Here is a 14,840-nt window from a genome sequence, read left to right on the forward strand (position 1 = left end):
ATCTCAGAACGGTGCCACGGCGTCATAGATCCGATGTCCCCATCCAGGCTGCTGCACGTCCGAGAGATTTCCCCGACCGCCATAGGCCACGCGCGCCTCGGCGATCTTCTCGTAGGAGATCGTGTTGGTTCGCGAGATATCGCGTGGACGCACGATGCCGCCGACGTTGAGCACGCGCATTTCCGTGTTGACCTTGAACTCCTGCGAGCCGCTGATCATCATATTTCCGTTCGGCAACACGTCGGTTACGATGGCTGCGATCGACAGTTTGATATCCTCTGTGCGGTCGATCTGTCCGTTGCCCTTGATCTGGGTGTTGGTGTTGAGGTTGGCGCTCGTCGAGCCCTTGTCCTGCCATCCCGCGACGTCCATCAGCCAGTCGAGCCCGAACTTGATCTGCGAATCGCGCGAGCGACCCGTCTTGTTGTCGAGCTTGGCCTTGTCCTGCATCGAGATGATCACCGTCACGACGTCGCCGACGCGCCGGGCGCGGGGATCGCGGTAGAGGTCGGTGCCGTCGTCCCAGGTCGAGCGATAGCTGACGGGCGAGTGCATGCGGGGCGTCACGGGAATCGGATCGGCCTGCGTCCTCAGGCCGCTCCCGACCGGCGACAATCGCGGGCCAGTCAGGACCTCGGCCGGATCAGTGACGCATCCCGCAAGCGACAACAGCGAGAGGATGAGGATCAGATTCTTCATCTATTTGGTCTTTCCGTCATCCACGCGACGCATCCCGCCGAGCAGATCGGCGAGGTGCGCCGCGCGCCCCGTCTCCATCTCGTTGAAGATTGCGCTCGAGCTCCTCGGGCTGAGCTTTGCGAGCACGGCCGCAGCCGTCTCGTCCGCCATCCCGGCGATCTGGGTTGCGGCGGCGTCCGGCTTCATGCGCGAGTAGATCTCGACGACGCTCGCTTCGGCCTTCTTCAGGAAGTCGTCGCGCAACGCCATCCACTTCTCATATTCGGCGCGCTTGGCCTCGACCTCGGCGATCCGCTCGCGAAGCTGGTTCTCGGCCTTCTCCAGCTCCTTGAGCTGCCAAGCCAGCCTTGCATCGACGGCGGGGTCGGCGACGTTGCTGCAGAACAGGGCGATCTCGTTGTCCGCGGTTGCAGCGGCCTGGGGCGGCACCGGCTTCGGCGGCGCCGTGACGCTGCCGGGCTTGGCCGGTCGCGGCGCGGCTGTGGGTGCCGGCGCGGGCTTCTCGGAGGCCGGCACGGCACCGGTGGTCGCGGGTCCCGAATCCTCGGCTGCCCACGCGGTCGCCCGCATCGACGCATTGTCGCTCGGGATCGATGAGATCGGCTTCTGCGGGCCAGGCGCGCGGGCGCGCGCGAAGGACAGCAGGTTGAGCGGCTTCGACGGCTTGGCCTCATCCAGCGCCAGAACGGGCGAAGCGCTCGCGAGCGCGGAGGCCGCGACCAGGAGGAGGAGTTTGGCTTTGTGATCCAGCTTCAACATCGGTCCGCGTGCGATTCTCGGTCGAGAGAGCATTGAGCGACCAAGCTTGCACGGCGCTTACGCGTCATTGCACGATGACATCCGCCTGGAGGGCGCCGGCCGTCTTGATCGCCTGGAGGATCGCGATGATGCCGGATGGTTTCAGGCCGATCTGGTTCAGGCCGCGCACCAGGCGCTGGAGATCGACGCCGCTCAGGATCGCCACCTGCGATCCGGCCTCGTTGGCCTCGACCACGGTCTGGGGCACGACCACCGTCTGCCCTTTCGAGAAGGGCGCCGGTTGCGACACCACGGGAAGCTCGGTGACGCGGACCGTCAGATTGCCGTGCGTCACGGCAACAGTCGATATCCGTACGTCGCGTCCGATCACCACCGTGCCGGTACGCTCGTTGATCACCACCCGCGCCGGCGTGTCCGGCTCGACCGTCAGCTCGCCGATTTCGGCGAGAAAGCGGACCGGGCCGATGTGGCGCGGCTTCGACAGCACGATGGTGCGGTAGTCGCGCTCGAAGGCGATCTGCGCGCGGTAGCGTCCGCCCGCGTAGCGATTGATGGCGTCGAGGATTCGCGTTGCGGTGACGAAGTCAGGATTCTTGAGCTCCAGCACAAGATACTCCATTTCATGGAGACTACCCTGCACTTCGCGCTCGACCAGAGCGCCATTCGGGATACGGCCCGCGGTCGGCGTGCCCTGGCTGACGTTCTGGGCCTGGCCTCCGACGCTGTAACCGGCGACCGTGACCGCGCCTTGCGCCACTGCATAGACCGCTCCGTCCGCCGCGCGCAGCGACGTCATCACCAGCGTGCCGCCGAGCAGCGAGGTCGCATCGCCGAGCGACGACACCGTCACGTCCATGCGCTCGCCGGCACCGATCGAGGGCTGCAGGTCCGCGGTCACCATCACGGCCGCGACGTTGCGCGTGCGCAGCGTCGTCGGCCGCGGCGGATTGTTGGTGCTGGTGGTCTCGTTCCTGACATTGATGCCCATGTTCTCGAGCATCGATTGCAGGGACTGCTCCGTGAACGGCGCATTGCGGAGCGTGTCGCCGGTGCCGTTCAGGCCGATGACGAGGCCGTAGCCGACGATCTGGTTTTCGCGCAATCCCTTGATGTCCGCGATGTCCTTGATGCGGACGGCGGCCTGGGCGCTGACGGCGGAAACGAGCAGGACGAGCGCGAGCAGGACTCTGGTCATGACCCGTCCACGACCTTGACGGTGCCGTCCGGCTGAACGACGCCCCTGATGATCACACCCGTATCGGTGTTTCGTATCGGGATGAGCGCGCCGGGCGCGCCCGACTGCATCGCTGCGCCGTAGGTCACGATCGACAGGCCGCTGTCCTCGACCACGACCTTGACCATCGCACCGCGCGCGACCGTCCAGGGATCCTCCACCGAGTTGGTCGGGATCGGCTGGCCGGGGAGCAGCGCGCGGCGTGCCATGCGGCCGACCAGGACCTGGCGTCCTTCGATGAACATGGCGACCCCGAGCACGTTCGGCGCAAAGGCGCGCTCGGTGATCATGTCGTCCCGGATCAGCTCGCCGGCGCGGATCGAGACGGCCGGCACGGGGAGCCGCTTCTCCTCGGCCGCGGCGAGACGCGCCGAGGCGAGAACCAGCAGCACGGCGGCCAACCCGCGCATGATCGAGCCCATCCTGTTCAACATGGATACACCGGAACTAGCGCATGCCCTTCGAGACCGTCTGGGCCATTTCATCCGAGGCCTGGATGACCTTGGCATTCATTTCGTAGGCGCGCTGGGCAGAGATCAACTCGGTGATTTCCTTGACCGGATCGACGTTCGAGGCTTCGAGATATTGCTGGTTGATCTTGCCGTAGCCGGAATCGCCGGGCAGCCCGACGACCGGCGTGCCGGACGCCGTGGTCTCGCGATAGAGATTGCTGCCCAGCGGTTCGAGGCCGGCCTCGTTGGCGAAATTGGCGAGATTGAGCTGGCCGATTTGCCTCGGGTTCACTTCCGTATCCAGCTTGGCAAACACCTGTCCGGTCTGGTTGACCGTGACCTGGACCGTTCCCTGCGGCACCGTGATGGCGGGATCCAGCAGATAGCCGTCGGTCGTGACGAGCTGGCTGTTGGCGTTGGTGTTGAACGAGCCGGCGCGGGTATACTGCACCTCGTTGTTCGGGCCGAGCACCTGAAACCAGCCGCGACCGTTGATCGCCATGTCGTAGGGATTGCCGGTCTGGGTGAGCGCGCCCTGGATATGCAGCTTGCGGATCGCCGCCGACTTGACGCCGAGGCCGAGATTGGCACCTTCCGGAATCGGCGAGGAGCCGCTGGTGTTGGCAACGCCCTGCATGCGGTCCATCTGGTAGAACAGATCGGTGAACTCGGCACGCGCCCGCTTGTACGAGGTCGAGTTGATGTTGGCGATGTTGTTGGCGATGACTTCGATGTTGGTCTGCTGGGCGTTCATGCCCGTGGCCGCAATGGCAAGCGATTTCACAGCGTCACTCCTTGATCAGATCGACATCCGAACGACTTCTTGGTAGGCCTGCACGACCTTGTCGCGAACTGCGACCGCCGTCTGCAAGGCCTGCTCGGCCGACATCAGCGCCTCCACGACGCGCCGCGTCGATTCTTTGCCTTGCATCGCCGAGACCGAGGCGGCCTCGCCCGCCTTCAGCGTCCCGATCGCGTCCGTCGTCACTTGCTTCATGACCGATTCGAATCCGACGTCGCCGCCGGACTGGATCGCGGGCGTCGCCGTCGACGAGATGGCCTGCGCCTCGGTCGCGCGGCTCGCCGCCTGCGCAGTTGAGATCGCCGTTGATGAAATTGCCTCAAGCATTGTCAGCTCCTCAGCAGGTCGATGGTCATGCCCAGCATCGACCTCACCTGTTTCACGACCTGGAGATTGGCTTCATAGGACCGGTTAACTTCCCGCATGTCCGCCATCTCGATCATCATGTTGACGTTCGGCAGCTTGACGTAGCCGGCCTTGTCGGCGGCGGGATGCCCCGGCTCGTACTCCACGCGGTACGGCGTGGTGTCGACCCCGATTTCCTTGACCTTCGCCAGCTGAGCGCCCGAGGCGCGGTCCATCGCGGCATCGAAGGTGATCGTCTTGCGTTGATAGGGATCGGCGCCGGCGGCGCGCCCTGTCGACGTCGCGTTGGCGAGGTTCTCCGAGACGATGCGCATGCGCGTCGACTGCGCTTCGAGCCCGGAGCTCGCGACCGTCAACGAGGATTGCAATGAGTCCAGCATGTCAGTTCACCTCAGGTCTTCGCGCTCGACAGCAGCATGCGGTGAAACGACCGCACGATAGCCGAGTTCATCGAGTAGTCGCGACTGACGTCGCTGCCCTTGATCATTTCCTGCTCGAGACTGACGGAGTTGCCGGAGTGAACCACGTCCCAGCTGTCCTTCTTCGCGGTCGCCCGGGTGTCGCTCTCGGCAGCAGAGAGCTGCATGTGCGATGGCGCGGTCGTCGCGAGCCTCACTGGCATGCCGTCGAGCACCTTGTTGAAGGGCTCGACGTCGCGCGCCTTGAAGCCCGGCGTATTGGCGTTGGCGACGTTGGTGGCGATCGTCGACTGGCGGAGCTCGAGGTATCGCGCCTGCGACGATGCGAGTTCGAAGAGATAGAGCGGTCCCACGGCAGCACCATTCTGGTTCAGACGGTGTAACCTTAGGGTCGCAAGCTTTCGTCAGGCTGATGGAAGGGACGCCGTCCTCGGAATTCTACTGGACCTTCTCGGACCGCGGCGTCTGCTTGGATTGCAGGAAGTAGATGATCTCGGCGACCGGCCGGAAGAACTCCGCCGGAATCACCTGGTCGACCTGAACCGCCTCGTAGAGCGCGCGCGCCAGCGCCTTGTTCTCGATCACCGGAATCCGGTTCTGCTCGGCGACTTCGCGGATCTTCAGCGCAATCACGTCCATGCCCTTCGCCACGACGATCGGTGCCGGATTTTCCTCGCGATTGTAGCGCAGCGCGATCGCGAAGTGCGTGGGGTTCGCGATCACCAGCGTCGCCCGCGATGCGGAAGCGATCATGCGCTGGCGCGAGCGGTCGCGCGCCAGCGAACGCAGGCGCGCCTTGATCAGCGGATCGCCTTCGGCCTGCTTGTGCTCGTCCTTGATCTCCTGCCGCGTCATGCGCAGCTCGCGCCGCCAGTGGAAGCGCGCCCATGCGAGATCGACCGCGACGAGGACGATGGTCGCGATACAGATCGCCGAGACGATTCGCATGGCGATGTTGAGAATCATCTCCGGCAGCGCGACCGGGTCGGTGTACATCGCCTCGAACGCCTTCGCTTCCGACGAGCGCAGCACGAACGCGACGACGATAGTCACCGCGGCGAGCTTGAATAGCGACTTGGCGAACTCGACGAGGCCCTGCGATCCAAACAGCCGGCTCCAGCCGCTGAGCGGAGAGATTCGCGACAGGTCCGGCGTGATGCGCTGGAGCACCAGGCTGGGAGCATTTTGCAACAGCGAGGCTGCCAGCCCGAACGCCGCCAGGGTGACGACCAGCGGCGTCAGGAACCGCAGTGCCTCGAGCCCGACCACGATGAGGAGATTCTGGGCGTCCGCCCCGGTGCTGAGAGGGAAGCCGTCGGGATCATCGAGAAAGCCCGTCAGCATCGGCGTCAATTGCTGAACGCCCTGGCCGATCAGGAACGCCTGGATCACCATCAGCGCGGCCATCGAGGCGAAGATGGAAGCCTCCCGAGAGACCGGGATTTTGCCCTGTTCGAGCGCATCGCGGACTTTTTTCTCGGTCGGCTCTTCTGTCTTGCTCTCCTGATCGGTTGTTTCTGCCATGCCCGTTCAGCGGTCAGCGGAAGACCAGCTCATCCTCCTGCTCGGGGTTGAGCTCGATTTCGCCCTTTTCCGCGAGATCGAGCGCGAGGTCGGTGATCACGCGCCGCGCCTCCAGCACGTCGCGCTGGTTCGACGGCTCGCCGATGGCGAGTTCGTGCTCGACGACCCTGCGGACGCGCGAGGCGACTGAGGACAGGATCATCTCGCGGAAGTGCTTGTCGGTGCCCTTCAGCGCGATGACGATGCGATCGGTCGGCACCTGGTCGAAGATCATGGTGCGCGCCTTCGGCGTCAGGTTGGTGACGTCGTCGAAGGTGAAGAGCAGCTCCTTCAGCACTTCGGCCGACTTCGGCCGCTTCTCCGACAGGCTCTTCAGCATGTCCTCGATGTGTCCGCGCTCCATCTTGTTGATGATGTCGGCGACGCGGGCATAGGTGTCCGCGCCGAGGTTGCGGGCGAAGTTCAGCGTCAAATCCTCATGAAGCGTCTTCTCGAGGACCCTCATGGCGTCGTCGACGATCGGCTTGAGGCTGAGCACGCGCCGCATCAGCTCGTTGCGCAGGCTCGACGGCAGCTGGCTCATGACCTTGGCGGCGCAGGACGGCTTGACCTTGGACAGGATGAGCGCCGCGGTCTGCGGATGCTCCTTGGAGAGGTAGCTTGCCAGCGAGTTTTCCGACACCGACGAGACGCGGTCCCACACGGACCGGCTCGAATTGCCGAGCAGGTCCGACATGATGGCCGAGACCTGGTCGGCCGGAAGCACGTCGCCGAGCACGGCTTCCAGGCCACCGAGGGTGCCGAGAATGTTGGCGCCCATCGAGAATTGCTGGGCGAACTCCTCGACGATCGCTTCCAGTTCCTGCGCCGTGATCGGCCGCAGCTCGGCCGCCGCCTTTGTAACGGTGCGGATATCCTGCGGCTCGAACTGCGCGAGCACGCTGGCGGCCGCCTGCCGGCCCATGGCGAGCAGGAGTGCCGCGACCTTCTCCGTTCCGCCCAGCGTGGCGACGCCTCGCTGCTTGATGGGAGCCATGCCGACCTGTGCCGCCATGGTCAGGTATCACCCTGTCCCAACGGCCCGACAATTTCGGTGAGCGAGACGCCGAAGCGGGAATTGTCTTCTTCGACCACGACCACCTCGCCGCGGGCGACGACGCGGCCGTTGACGACGACATCGACGGGCTCACCGACCCGGTGGTCGAGCGGAACCACTGCGCCGCGGCCGAGCTTCATCAGATTTGCCACCGGAATGGTCGCCGATCCCAGCACCACCTGCATGGTCACGGGAATGCGCAGGATGGCATCGACATTGGCGAACTTGCCGGTCTCCTCCGCGGTGCGTGCGGCGATCTCCGCCAACCGCTCCAGCGGAGATGTTTCGGTATGCCCCTCGTCGGCCGCCGATGCTGACTCATAGTCGAAGGATTGCGCCATCTGGTATCGCCTCTTGGTATTTCCGCTCCCGGAGCGCCGTGACGTTCCGATCGTATTTATTCCGCCGGCTTCGGCTTCAATGCTTGTTCACGTCGGCGCCGCCCGCGGTCGCCGCGGATGCGAGCCCGCTCCTGGCATCAAGCGCCGCGATCGCCTCGTGGGCCTGATCAATCTTCGTGCTCAGCACGTTGGCGAGCCGTCCGAGATTTGCGGTGGAATCATGCGCCGCGGTGATGACCGTGTCGAAGGCGCCCGCCGTCTCCTGGACGATGGTCGAGAACTCGCCCTGGTAGCTGCGCAACCGCGCCAGCTCGCGATGCATCCGGGTCACCCGCATGCTGGTGAAGGCGAGCGCAATCAGCAGCACGGCATCAACGAGATAGGATATCATCGACGAACTCCCGTTTCTGATCGACGGGATCTGCCACCTGCATGGCGTAATAGCCATCAAGCTGGCCGATCTGACACCAGAACAGCACCTGGTTGTTGCTCTCGAGTCGAGCCAGCGTACGCGGCGTGGCTTCGAGCTCGAGCACCTGTCCGACCTGGAACTTCACGACGTCGCCGAGCGAAATCATCTTTTCGTCCAGCACGGCGCTCAGCGTCACCTCGGTGCGGTGAACCTCGGTCTCCATCTGCTCGCGCCAGCGCGGATCGGCCGCGCGGCCGTCGCTGACGACGACGGTCGCAAGCTTCTGCCTCAGCGGGTTGAGCGCGGAGTGCGGAATGATGAGGAACATCTGGCCGCCGCGGTAGAGTGCCTGCAGCATGATGTTCGCGCAGATCGACATGTTGCCGCTCCGCCCGATCGCCAGCGACGCCATCGCGGTCTCGACCCGCTCCACGCGGAAGGTGACGTTGGAGGTGCCGGCGAAGGAGGATTGCAGCGCCTTGGCGAACCGCTCGAAAAGCGCCTGGACCAGGCGGATCTCGATGTTCGAGAAGCTGCGCTCGACGTCGAGCGGCGGTTCGGCGCCATCGGAGCCGAACATCGCCTCGACCATAGTGAACACGAAGTCGCGGTCCAGCATGATGATGATGCGGGAGTCCCACTGCTCGGCATAGAGCACGGCCGCAACCGCGTTGGCCTCGTAGTCCTTGATGATGTCGCCGACACGATCGTTGGTGATGCCGTTGACCGAGAAATAGCATGGCGTTCCGGCTATCGGCTGCAGGCTGTCCGTGCACGATGCCGCCATGCGATCGAAGATCACATTGAGCATCGGCATGCGCTCGATCGAGATGCCGGCGGCGTCCAGCAGATAATTCGGCAGCGGCTTGCGCTGATCGACGTCGAGGGCTTCCATCATGATGCGCGCGCAGCTTTCGGTTCAACCTCGGCCACGACAGCCTTGGGTCCCGCGATCGTCTCGTTCTCGACGACGTCGATCGAGGGCCGTTCGGGGCTCGCGATCATCTTGCGGCCGTGCTCGACGGCGATCTGCGGCATGGCGCCGTTCATGAACGCCAGCAGCGTCTGCTTGACGATGATGTAGGGCCGGCAACGCTTCTCGCGCGTCATCTTCACCTTCATCGCGAAGGGCGAAATGATGCCGTAGGACAGGAAAATGCCGGCGAAGGTGCCGACGAGGGCGGCGCCGATGAAGCCGCCCAGCAGCTTCGGCGACTGGTCGAGCGCGCCCATGGCCTTGATGACGCCGAGCACCGCGGCGACGATGCCGAGCGCGGGCAACGCTTCCGAGACCACCACCAGCGCATGGTAGGGCGCCAGCTTGCTCTTCACGATGGTGTGGATCTCCTCGTCCATCAGCGCTTCGATCTCGTGCGTTCGCGCGTTACCCATGATGATGAGACGGACGTAGTCGCAGATGAACTGGAGCAGCGACGGATCTCCGAGCACGCTCGGGAACGCCTTGAAGATCTCGGAGGACGCGGGATCGTCGATATGCGCCTCGACCTCGTTGCGGCCCTTGCCCCGCAGCTCCCGCATCAGCGCATGCAGCGCGCCGAGCAGATCGAGATAGTAGCGTTGACCGGGCACCGCCCCCGTCACCGCCTGCACGCAGGCAAGCCCGGTATCCGCGACCGTTTTCCAGGGATTGGCCATGATGAAGGTGCCGGCCGCGGTGCCCATGATGATCACGAACTCCCAAGGCTGCATCAGCACGCCCAGATGCCCGCCCATGGCGGCAAATCCGCCCAGCAGTGCCGCTACCGTGATGACGATCCCCACGAAACTGCCCAACGCGCCGCTCCATCACCGATCCCATCGGGAATATCTAGTCGGCGAGCCTTGCGCGAGGCTGGCTTCCCCCTCGCCAGCCTCGCGCAAGCGATTCACGGCAGCTTGGGACGACGTCGCGAAAGCGGCCAGAGGGGCGCGGGTCATGCTATCCACCATCGCGGACTACACCAGACTGACCAAGGACATGGGCAAGTCGCTGACGCAGGTCGCGACGCAGCCGGACGTCAGCCGCGACACCGATTATTTCCTCAGCCACATCGGCAACGTGAAGACCATCGACGACTTCCTGAAGGACTATCGCCTCTATTCCTACGCGATGAAGGCATATGGCCTCAGCGACATGGCCTATGCCAAGGCTTTCATGCGCAAGGTGCTGACCGAGGGTATCGCCGACAACAAGACCTTCGCCAACAAGCTGACCGACACCCGCTACCGGCAATTCGCCGCCGCGTTCAATTTCGCCGTCCTCGGCGACAAGGCGACCCAAACCGCCGCGGCCACGACCGGCACGGCGACCCAATACGTCACGCAGACGATGGAGGAGAAGGCCGGCGACCAGAACGAGGGCCTGCGGCTGGCGCTCTATTTCACGCGCAAGGCTTCCACGATCACCAATTCCTACCAGATCCTCGCGGACAAGGCGATGACACAAGTGGTCCAGACGGCGCTCGGCCTGCCGTCGACGATCAGCTCGGCTGACATCGATGCTCAGGCCAAGATGATCACGAGCAAGATCAAGCTCACCGATTTCCAGGATCCGGCCAAGGTCACCAAATTCGTGCAGCGCTTCGCGGCGATGTGGGATGCGACCCAGGCCCAGAGCGACACCTCGACCAACCCGGCGCTGGTCCTGATCGGCGGCGCCGCACCGTCGATCGGCATGGATACCAACGTGCTCACGACACTTCAGAACATCAAGTTCAACAGGTAAGTCATGCAATCGGCCCTCTATGTAGGATTGTCGGCGCAGGTCGCCCTCGAAAAACGCCTCCAGACGATCGCCAACAACGTCGCCAACGTCAACACGGCGGCGTTCCGCACCGACGTGGTGAAGTTCGAGACGGTGTTGTCCAAGGCGGGCGCGAACCCGGTCGCCTTCTCCTCGCCCGGCGACAACATCATCTCGCGCGAAATGGGTAGCATCACCGAGAGCGGCAACCCGCTCGACGTCGCCGTGGTCGGACAGGGCTGGATCGCCTTCGCCGGTCCGAACGGCACGGTCTATACGCGCGACGGCCGACTCCAGATCGCCGCCAACGGCGACCTTCAGACCGTGTCCGGCTTCCCCGTCATCGATTCCGGCGGCGCGCAAATCACGCTCGATCCGAACGGCGGACCGGTCTCGATCGCGCGCAGCGGCGCGATCACCCAGGACAACAACGAGATCGGCACCATCGGCCTGTTCAACATTCCCGCCGACGCCAATCTCGACCGCTACGGCAATTCGGGCGTCACGCCCAACCGGCCTGCGACCGCCATCGCCGACTTCTCCCGCGACGGCTTCAAGCAGGGCTATGTCGAGGGCTCGGGCGCCAATCCGATGATGGAATTGACGAAGCTGATCGCGGCCTCGCGCGCCTTCGACGGCACCAATTCGATGATCGAGGGCACCGAGAGCTCGCTCCAGAACGCAATCCGGACGCTGGGCGAACCCGGCAAATAGACGGCGCCACGCGCGCAATGAGGTTGGACGGTTTCCTTGAACGCTCTTCGGCAACTTGAGTGGGCGCTGCTGGAGCTTCAGCAGAGCACTCCCCTGGCAAGCGTCAGCGGCGCGATCTCCGAGATTGCGTCGACGCATTTCCGCGTCTCCGGCCTGTCGCGCTTCGTCAGGCTCGGCGAGCTGATCGGGGTCAACTCCGGCGGCAAGCCCCAGATCGGCGAGGTGGTGCGGATCGACAGCGAAGGCATCATCGCCAAGCCGTTCGACCGGCAGTTCGCCGGCGGCCTCGGCTCGGTCGCCTACCGGATGCCCCCCCTGTCCTTCGCGCCCGATCCGAGCTGGAAGGGCCGCGTCATCAACGCGCTCGGGGCGCCGCTGGACGGACAGGGCCCTCTCACCCCCGGGTCGCGTCCGGTCTCGGCCGAGGCGGAGGCGCCTTCGGCCATGAAGCGCGCGCGGGTCCACAAGCCGCTGCGCACCGGCGTACGCGTCATCGACCTGTTCGCCCCGATCTGTGCCGGCCAGCGCGTCGGCATCTTTGCCGGTTCCGGCGTCGGTAAATCGACGCTGCTTGCGATGCTCGCCCGCAGTCAGGGTTTTGACACCGTCGTGCTGGCCCTGGTGGGCGAGCGCGGCCGCGAGGTGCGCGAGTTCATTGAGGACGTGCTGGGCGCCGATCGTCACCGCGCCGTCACGATCGTGTCGACGGGAGACGAGAGCCCGATGATGCGGCGACTGGCGCCGAAGACGGCCATGGCGGTCGCCGAATATTTCCGAGACCGGGGCGAATCGGTCCTGCTCATGGTCGATTCGATCACCCGCTTCGCCCACGCCGCCCGTGAAGTCGCGCTCGCCGCCGGTGAGCCCGCAGTCGCGCGCGGCTACGCGCCCACCGTCTTCACCGATCTGCCGCGCCTTCTGGAGCGCGCCGGACCCGGCGAGGAGGGGTCCGGGACGATCACAGGGATTTTCTCCGTGCTGGTGGACGGCGACGATCACAACGAGCCGATCGCCGATACCATCCGCAGCACACTCGATGGGCACATCGTGCTCTCCAGGCACATCGCCGACCAGGCACGTTACCCGGCGGTGGACGTTCTGGGTTCGGTCTCCCGCCTCGCCCATAACGTCTGGGACCCCGAAGAGCGCGAATTGGTGAGCAAGCTGCGCGCCATGATCGCCAAATACGAGGACACGCGCGACCTTCGCCTGATGGGCGGATACCAGGCGGGACGTGATTCGGGTCTCGACCAGGCGGTCGACATGGTTCCGAGAATCTACGGCGCGATGCGGCAGGACGCCTCGGCTCCGCCAAGTGCCGATCCGTTCCGCGAGCTGCGGGACATGCTCAAGGGCGATTAGCAAGTCTCAGATTGAGTCGGCGCGCGAGGCGCCACGCGATCGAACCTTGCTCGTTGTTTTCGACAGGCGATTGCGCATGCCGCCACGCTTACAGCGCATGCGCCTGCGCGGCCGTCTCCAGTTTCCGCCGCGATCTTCTCCACCGTTCGGGTGAGGCAGCCGCGCCGAATGCGACTGAACGGCGATTCGTTGATCTGGTCGGAACAACCGCCGCGTGCAATTTCTGTGAGTTCCCCCGGACAATCCTTGGCAGAACGCACAAGTTGTGGATGACATGCCGATGCACATCCTCGTCCTGCACAGGCTTCGATCAACTTGCATCAACCACAGCCAACAACGGGCCGTGCAATAAAACCGTCGCATAGTCGCGTGCATGTTGCTGGTGGGACAGCGTATTGCGTTCACCATCATGTGTCCCGAAGAGCGAGATTGTCTTGAACGTTACATTCGCCTGCGACGACATCCAGTCTCCGCGAGGGTCTCTACTTGATTTTGTTGAGAAGCTCATTCATCGTTTCGTCGAAGATAAGAAACGTCTGCGTGTGACTTGAACCTTAGGGGCTTCGGTTGAACTACTCCGATCCATCGTCTGCTGGCGACGGCTACTCGGGCTCCCGTGCGACGACGCCGCGAATGGCATACCATCAGCAACACCGCTTCCCGCGCCATAGCTTGCAGTGCCCATCGGTCCGGGTCGGGCGCCGGGCAGTCCGTGCCTTCATGCGAGAGAAGAGCACGGGGCATGTGTCGGACATTGCCAGTGGTTTGGCTTCTCGCAAACGACTCGTTCGCGACGGCGGAAGGCGGCTCCGGGGCGCCGCAGACGTTATTCCCGGGGCAAGGTAGGAATTCATGCCATTGGCAAGAGAAGCCGTCGAGCTGCTGGTTCAGGCGGCGAGGGCTTGGTATTTCGAAGGCAATCAGCATGGGTTGCGCGACCGGGAATGGATGGCGCTGCGCTTTCTCGGCCGTGCCAACAGGTTTTCGCGCACACCGTCCGCGCTCGCCGGCTTCATCGGCGCCACCAGGGCGACTGCATCGCAGATCGTGAAGACGCTGGAGAGCAAGTCCTTCCTGGTGCGAAAGCCGTCGCACGAAGACAAGCGTTCTGTCGTGCTGCACGTCACTGCGCAGGGCGAAAAGTGCCTGAACCAGCACGATCCGATCAATCACGTGCTGAACGCCGTCACCGCGCTCGGACCCGACGAGTGCGTCAGGCTGCGCGATTCGCTGCGCCAGATCCTCAATCACCTCGATGCGGCAAATCAGCGGCTCGATGCCAGCATCTGCCGGGACTGCATGTTTCTCGCCGAACGCGGGCCGGGTACCGGCAAGGGTCGCGCAACGGCCGAATTCATGTGCCGACTGTATCGCGCGCCGGTTTCGCTGGAGGAGACCGAGTTGCTCTGCACCAGTTTCGAGCGCACCCGCGACCGTCCCAAGATCGAAGAGCATCTCGACCGCGCGCGCGTGGCGAACCAGGGGTGAGGCACGCGTCTTTCCGGGCGCGGATTCTGCGCTGAACTTGCGGAGTCTCTCATGTCCCCGGCTCTGCAGCGCACCGCAAGAGCGCTCCGCTGCGTCCGGGGCACGAGAGCGGCGTGTGGCGCACACTTTCTCAACCGTCATTGCGAGCGCAGCGACTTGTCCGCCGAAGCTTTAGCGAAGGCGGAAGCAAGCCATCCCTCCGCGGTAACACTCTGGATTGCTTCGCTGCGCTCGCAATGACGGAGCATGAGGCGGCATCGCCTTCCTCCAGTGCAGACTCAAATTGAAGACACGCCTTCGCATTCTCGCGGCGCATTCGCCCGAGCTTTGCTTGGTCATTCCGCCCTCTTGTCCAAGAGGGCGCAGGGAAGGCCGGGTGCCGGCTGGCACCCGCGGTCCGCTGCGCGAAAGCACACGCAGGAAAACCGC

The 14,840-nt window shown here is 64.4% G+C and carries 18 protein-coding genes; 4 read left to right on the plus strand and 14 right to left on the minus strand.

The window, feature by feature from the left end; all coding sequences use genetic code 11:
* Positions 1-3 precede the first annotated feature (3 nt).
* From flgH to motA, 14 genes are all read right to left on the minus strand, one after another.
* Positions 4-699 carry a flagellar basal body L-ring protein FlgH gene (flgH, locus tag AC0L3J_RS34980; RefSeq protein WP_018453966.1) on the minus strand — a complete coding sequence of 232 codons (696 nt, stop codon included), beginning with the start codon at positions 697-699 and terminating at the stop codon, positions 4-6.
* The gene (locus AC0L3J_RS34985) at positions 700-1,458 is read right to left on the minus strand and encodes a MotE family protein (protein ID WP_473350105.1); all 759 of its coding nucleotides are present in this window, start codon (positions 1,456-1,458) and stop codon (positions 700-702) included.
* Positions 1,459-1,522: 64 nt separating this feature from the next.
* Positions 1,523-2,653: a flagellar basal body P-ring protein FlgI gene (flgI, locus tag AC0L3J_RS34990; RefSeq protein WP_456768215.1), complete on the minus strand. Its 1,131-nt coding sequence runs from the start codon at positions 2,651-2,653 to the stop codon at positions 1,523-1,525.
* On the minus strand, positions 2,650-3,126 hold the full coding sequence (flgA, locus tag AC0L3J_RS34995) for a flagellar basal body P-ring formation chaperone FlgA (RefSeq protein WP_473350106.1): 477 nt from the start codon (positions 3,124-3,126) through the stop codon (positions 2,650-2,652). The genes flgI and flgA overlap by 4 nt, the downstream gene beginning before the upstream one ends.
* Before the next feature lie 13 nt (positions 3,127-3,139).
* The gene (gene flgG / locus AC0L3J_RS35000) at positions 3,140-3,928 is read right to left on the minus strand and encodes a flagellar basal-body rod protein FlgG (RefSeq protein WP_007595892.1); all 789 of its coding nucleotides are present in this window, start codon (positions 3,926-3,928) and stop codon (positions 3,140-3,142) included.
* A gap of 15 nt (positions 3,929-3,943) precedes the next feature.
* Positions 3,944-4,273: a flagellar hook-basal body complex protein FliE gene (gene fliE, locus AC0L3J_RS35005; protein ID WP_456768213.1), complete on the minus strand. Its 330-nt coding sequence runs from the start codon at positions 4,271-4,273 to the stop codon at positions 3,944-3,946.
* Between the two features lie 2 nt (positions 4,274-4,275).
* Complete coding sequence (gene flgC, locus AC0L3J_RS35010) at positions 4,276-4,692, minus strand: flagellar basal body rod protein FlgC (protein WP_007595894.1); 417 nt, start codon at positions 4,690-4,692, stop codon at positions 4,276-4,278.
* An 11-nt stretch (positions 4,693-4,703) separates the two neighbouring features.
* On the minus strand, positions 4,704-5,084 hold the full coding sequence (gene flgB / locus AC0L3J_RS35015; RefSeq protein WP_354160444.1) for a flagellar basal body rod protein FlgB: 381 nt from the start codon (positions 5,082-5,084) through the stop codon (positions 4,704-4,706).
* 85 nt (positions 5,085-5,169) lie between these two features.
* Entirely contained in the window at positions 5,170-6,255 is a 1,086-nt protein-coding gene (flhB, locus tag AC0L3J_RS35020) for a flagellar biosynthesis protein FlhB (RefSeq protein WP_473350107.1), read from the minus strand.
* A gap of 13 nt (positions 6,256-6,268) precedes the next feature.
* A complete protein-coding gene (locus AC0L3J_RS35025) occupies positions 6,269-7,309 on the minus strand; it encodes a flagellar motor switch protein FliG (protein ID WP_027570476.1) in 1,041 nt (346 codons plus the stop codon).
* 2 nt (positions 7,310-7,311) lie between these two features.
* Entirely contained in the window at positions 7,312-7,692 is a 381-nt protein-coding gene (gene fliN / locus AC0L3J_RS35030; protein WP_027519864.1) for a flagellar motor switch protein FliN, read from the minus strand.
* Positions 7,693-7,768: 76 nt separating this feature from the next.
* Entirely contained in the window at positions 7,769-8,083 is a 315-nt protein-coding gene (locus tag AC0L3J_RS35035) for a hypothetical protein (protein ID WP_018453958.1), read from the minus strand.
* A complete protein-coding gene (locus tag AC0L3J_RS35040) occupies positions 8,064-9,002 on the minus strand; it encodes a flagellar motor switch protein FliM (RefSeq protein ID WP_456768211.1) in 939 nt (312 codons plus the stop codon). Before AC0L3J_RS35040 ends, AC0L3J_RS35035 begins: the two co-directional genes overlap by 20 nt.
* A complete protein-coding gene (motA, locus tag AC0L3J_RS35045) occupies positions 8,999-9,898 on the minus strand; it encodes a flagellar motor stator protein MotA (protein ID WP_456768210.1) in 900 nt (299 codons plus the stop codon). The genes AC0L3J_RS35040 and motA overlap by 4 nt, the downstream gene beginning before the upstream one ends.
* Positions 9,899-10,040: 142 nt before the next feature.
* On the opposite strand from motA, the gene AC0L3J_RS35050 reads away from it, so the two are divergent.
* The 4 genes from AC0L3J_RS35050 to AC0L3J_RS35065 all read left to right on the plus strand — a co-directional run bounded on the left by AC0L3J_RS35050 (position 10,041) and on the right by AC0L3J_RS35065 (position 14,411).
* Positions 10,041-10,829: a DUF1217 domain-containing protein gene (locus AC0L3J_RS35050; protein ID WP_473350108.1), complete on the plus strand. Its 789-nt coding sequence runs from the start codon at positions 10,041-10,043 to the stop codon at positions 10,827-10,829.
* A 3-nt stretch (positions 10,830-10,832) separates the two neighbouring features.
* Positions 10,833-11,561 carry a flagellar basal-body rod protein FlgF gene (gene flgF, locus AC0L3J_RS35055; RefSeq protein WP_007595915.1) on the plus strand — a complete coding sequence of 243 codons (729 nt, stop codon included), beginning with the start codon at positions 10,833-10,835 and terminating at the stop codon, positions 11,559-11,561.
* A gap of 36 nt (positions 11,562-11,597) precedes the next feature.
* On the plus strand, positions 11,598-12,923 hold the full coding sequence (gene fliI / locus AC0L3J_RS35060) for a flagellar protein export ATPase FliI (protein WP_018453953.1): 1,326 nt from the start codon (positions 11,598-11,600) through the stop codon (positions 12,921-12,923).
* A gap of 852 nt (positions 12,924-13,775) precedes the next feature.
* The gene (locus tag AC0L3J_RS35065; protein ID WP_473350109.1) at positions 13,776-14,411 is read left to right on the plus strand and encodes a MarR family winged helix-turn-helix transcriptional regulator; all 636 of its coding nucleotides are present in this window, start codon (positions 13,776-13,778) and stop codon (positions 14,409-14,411) included.
* Positions 14,412-14,840 lie beyond the last annotated feature (429 nt).

The sequence above is a fragment of the Bradyrhizobium sp. Kon37 genome (assembly GCF_055807535.1).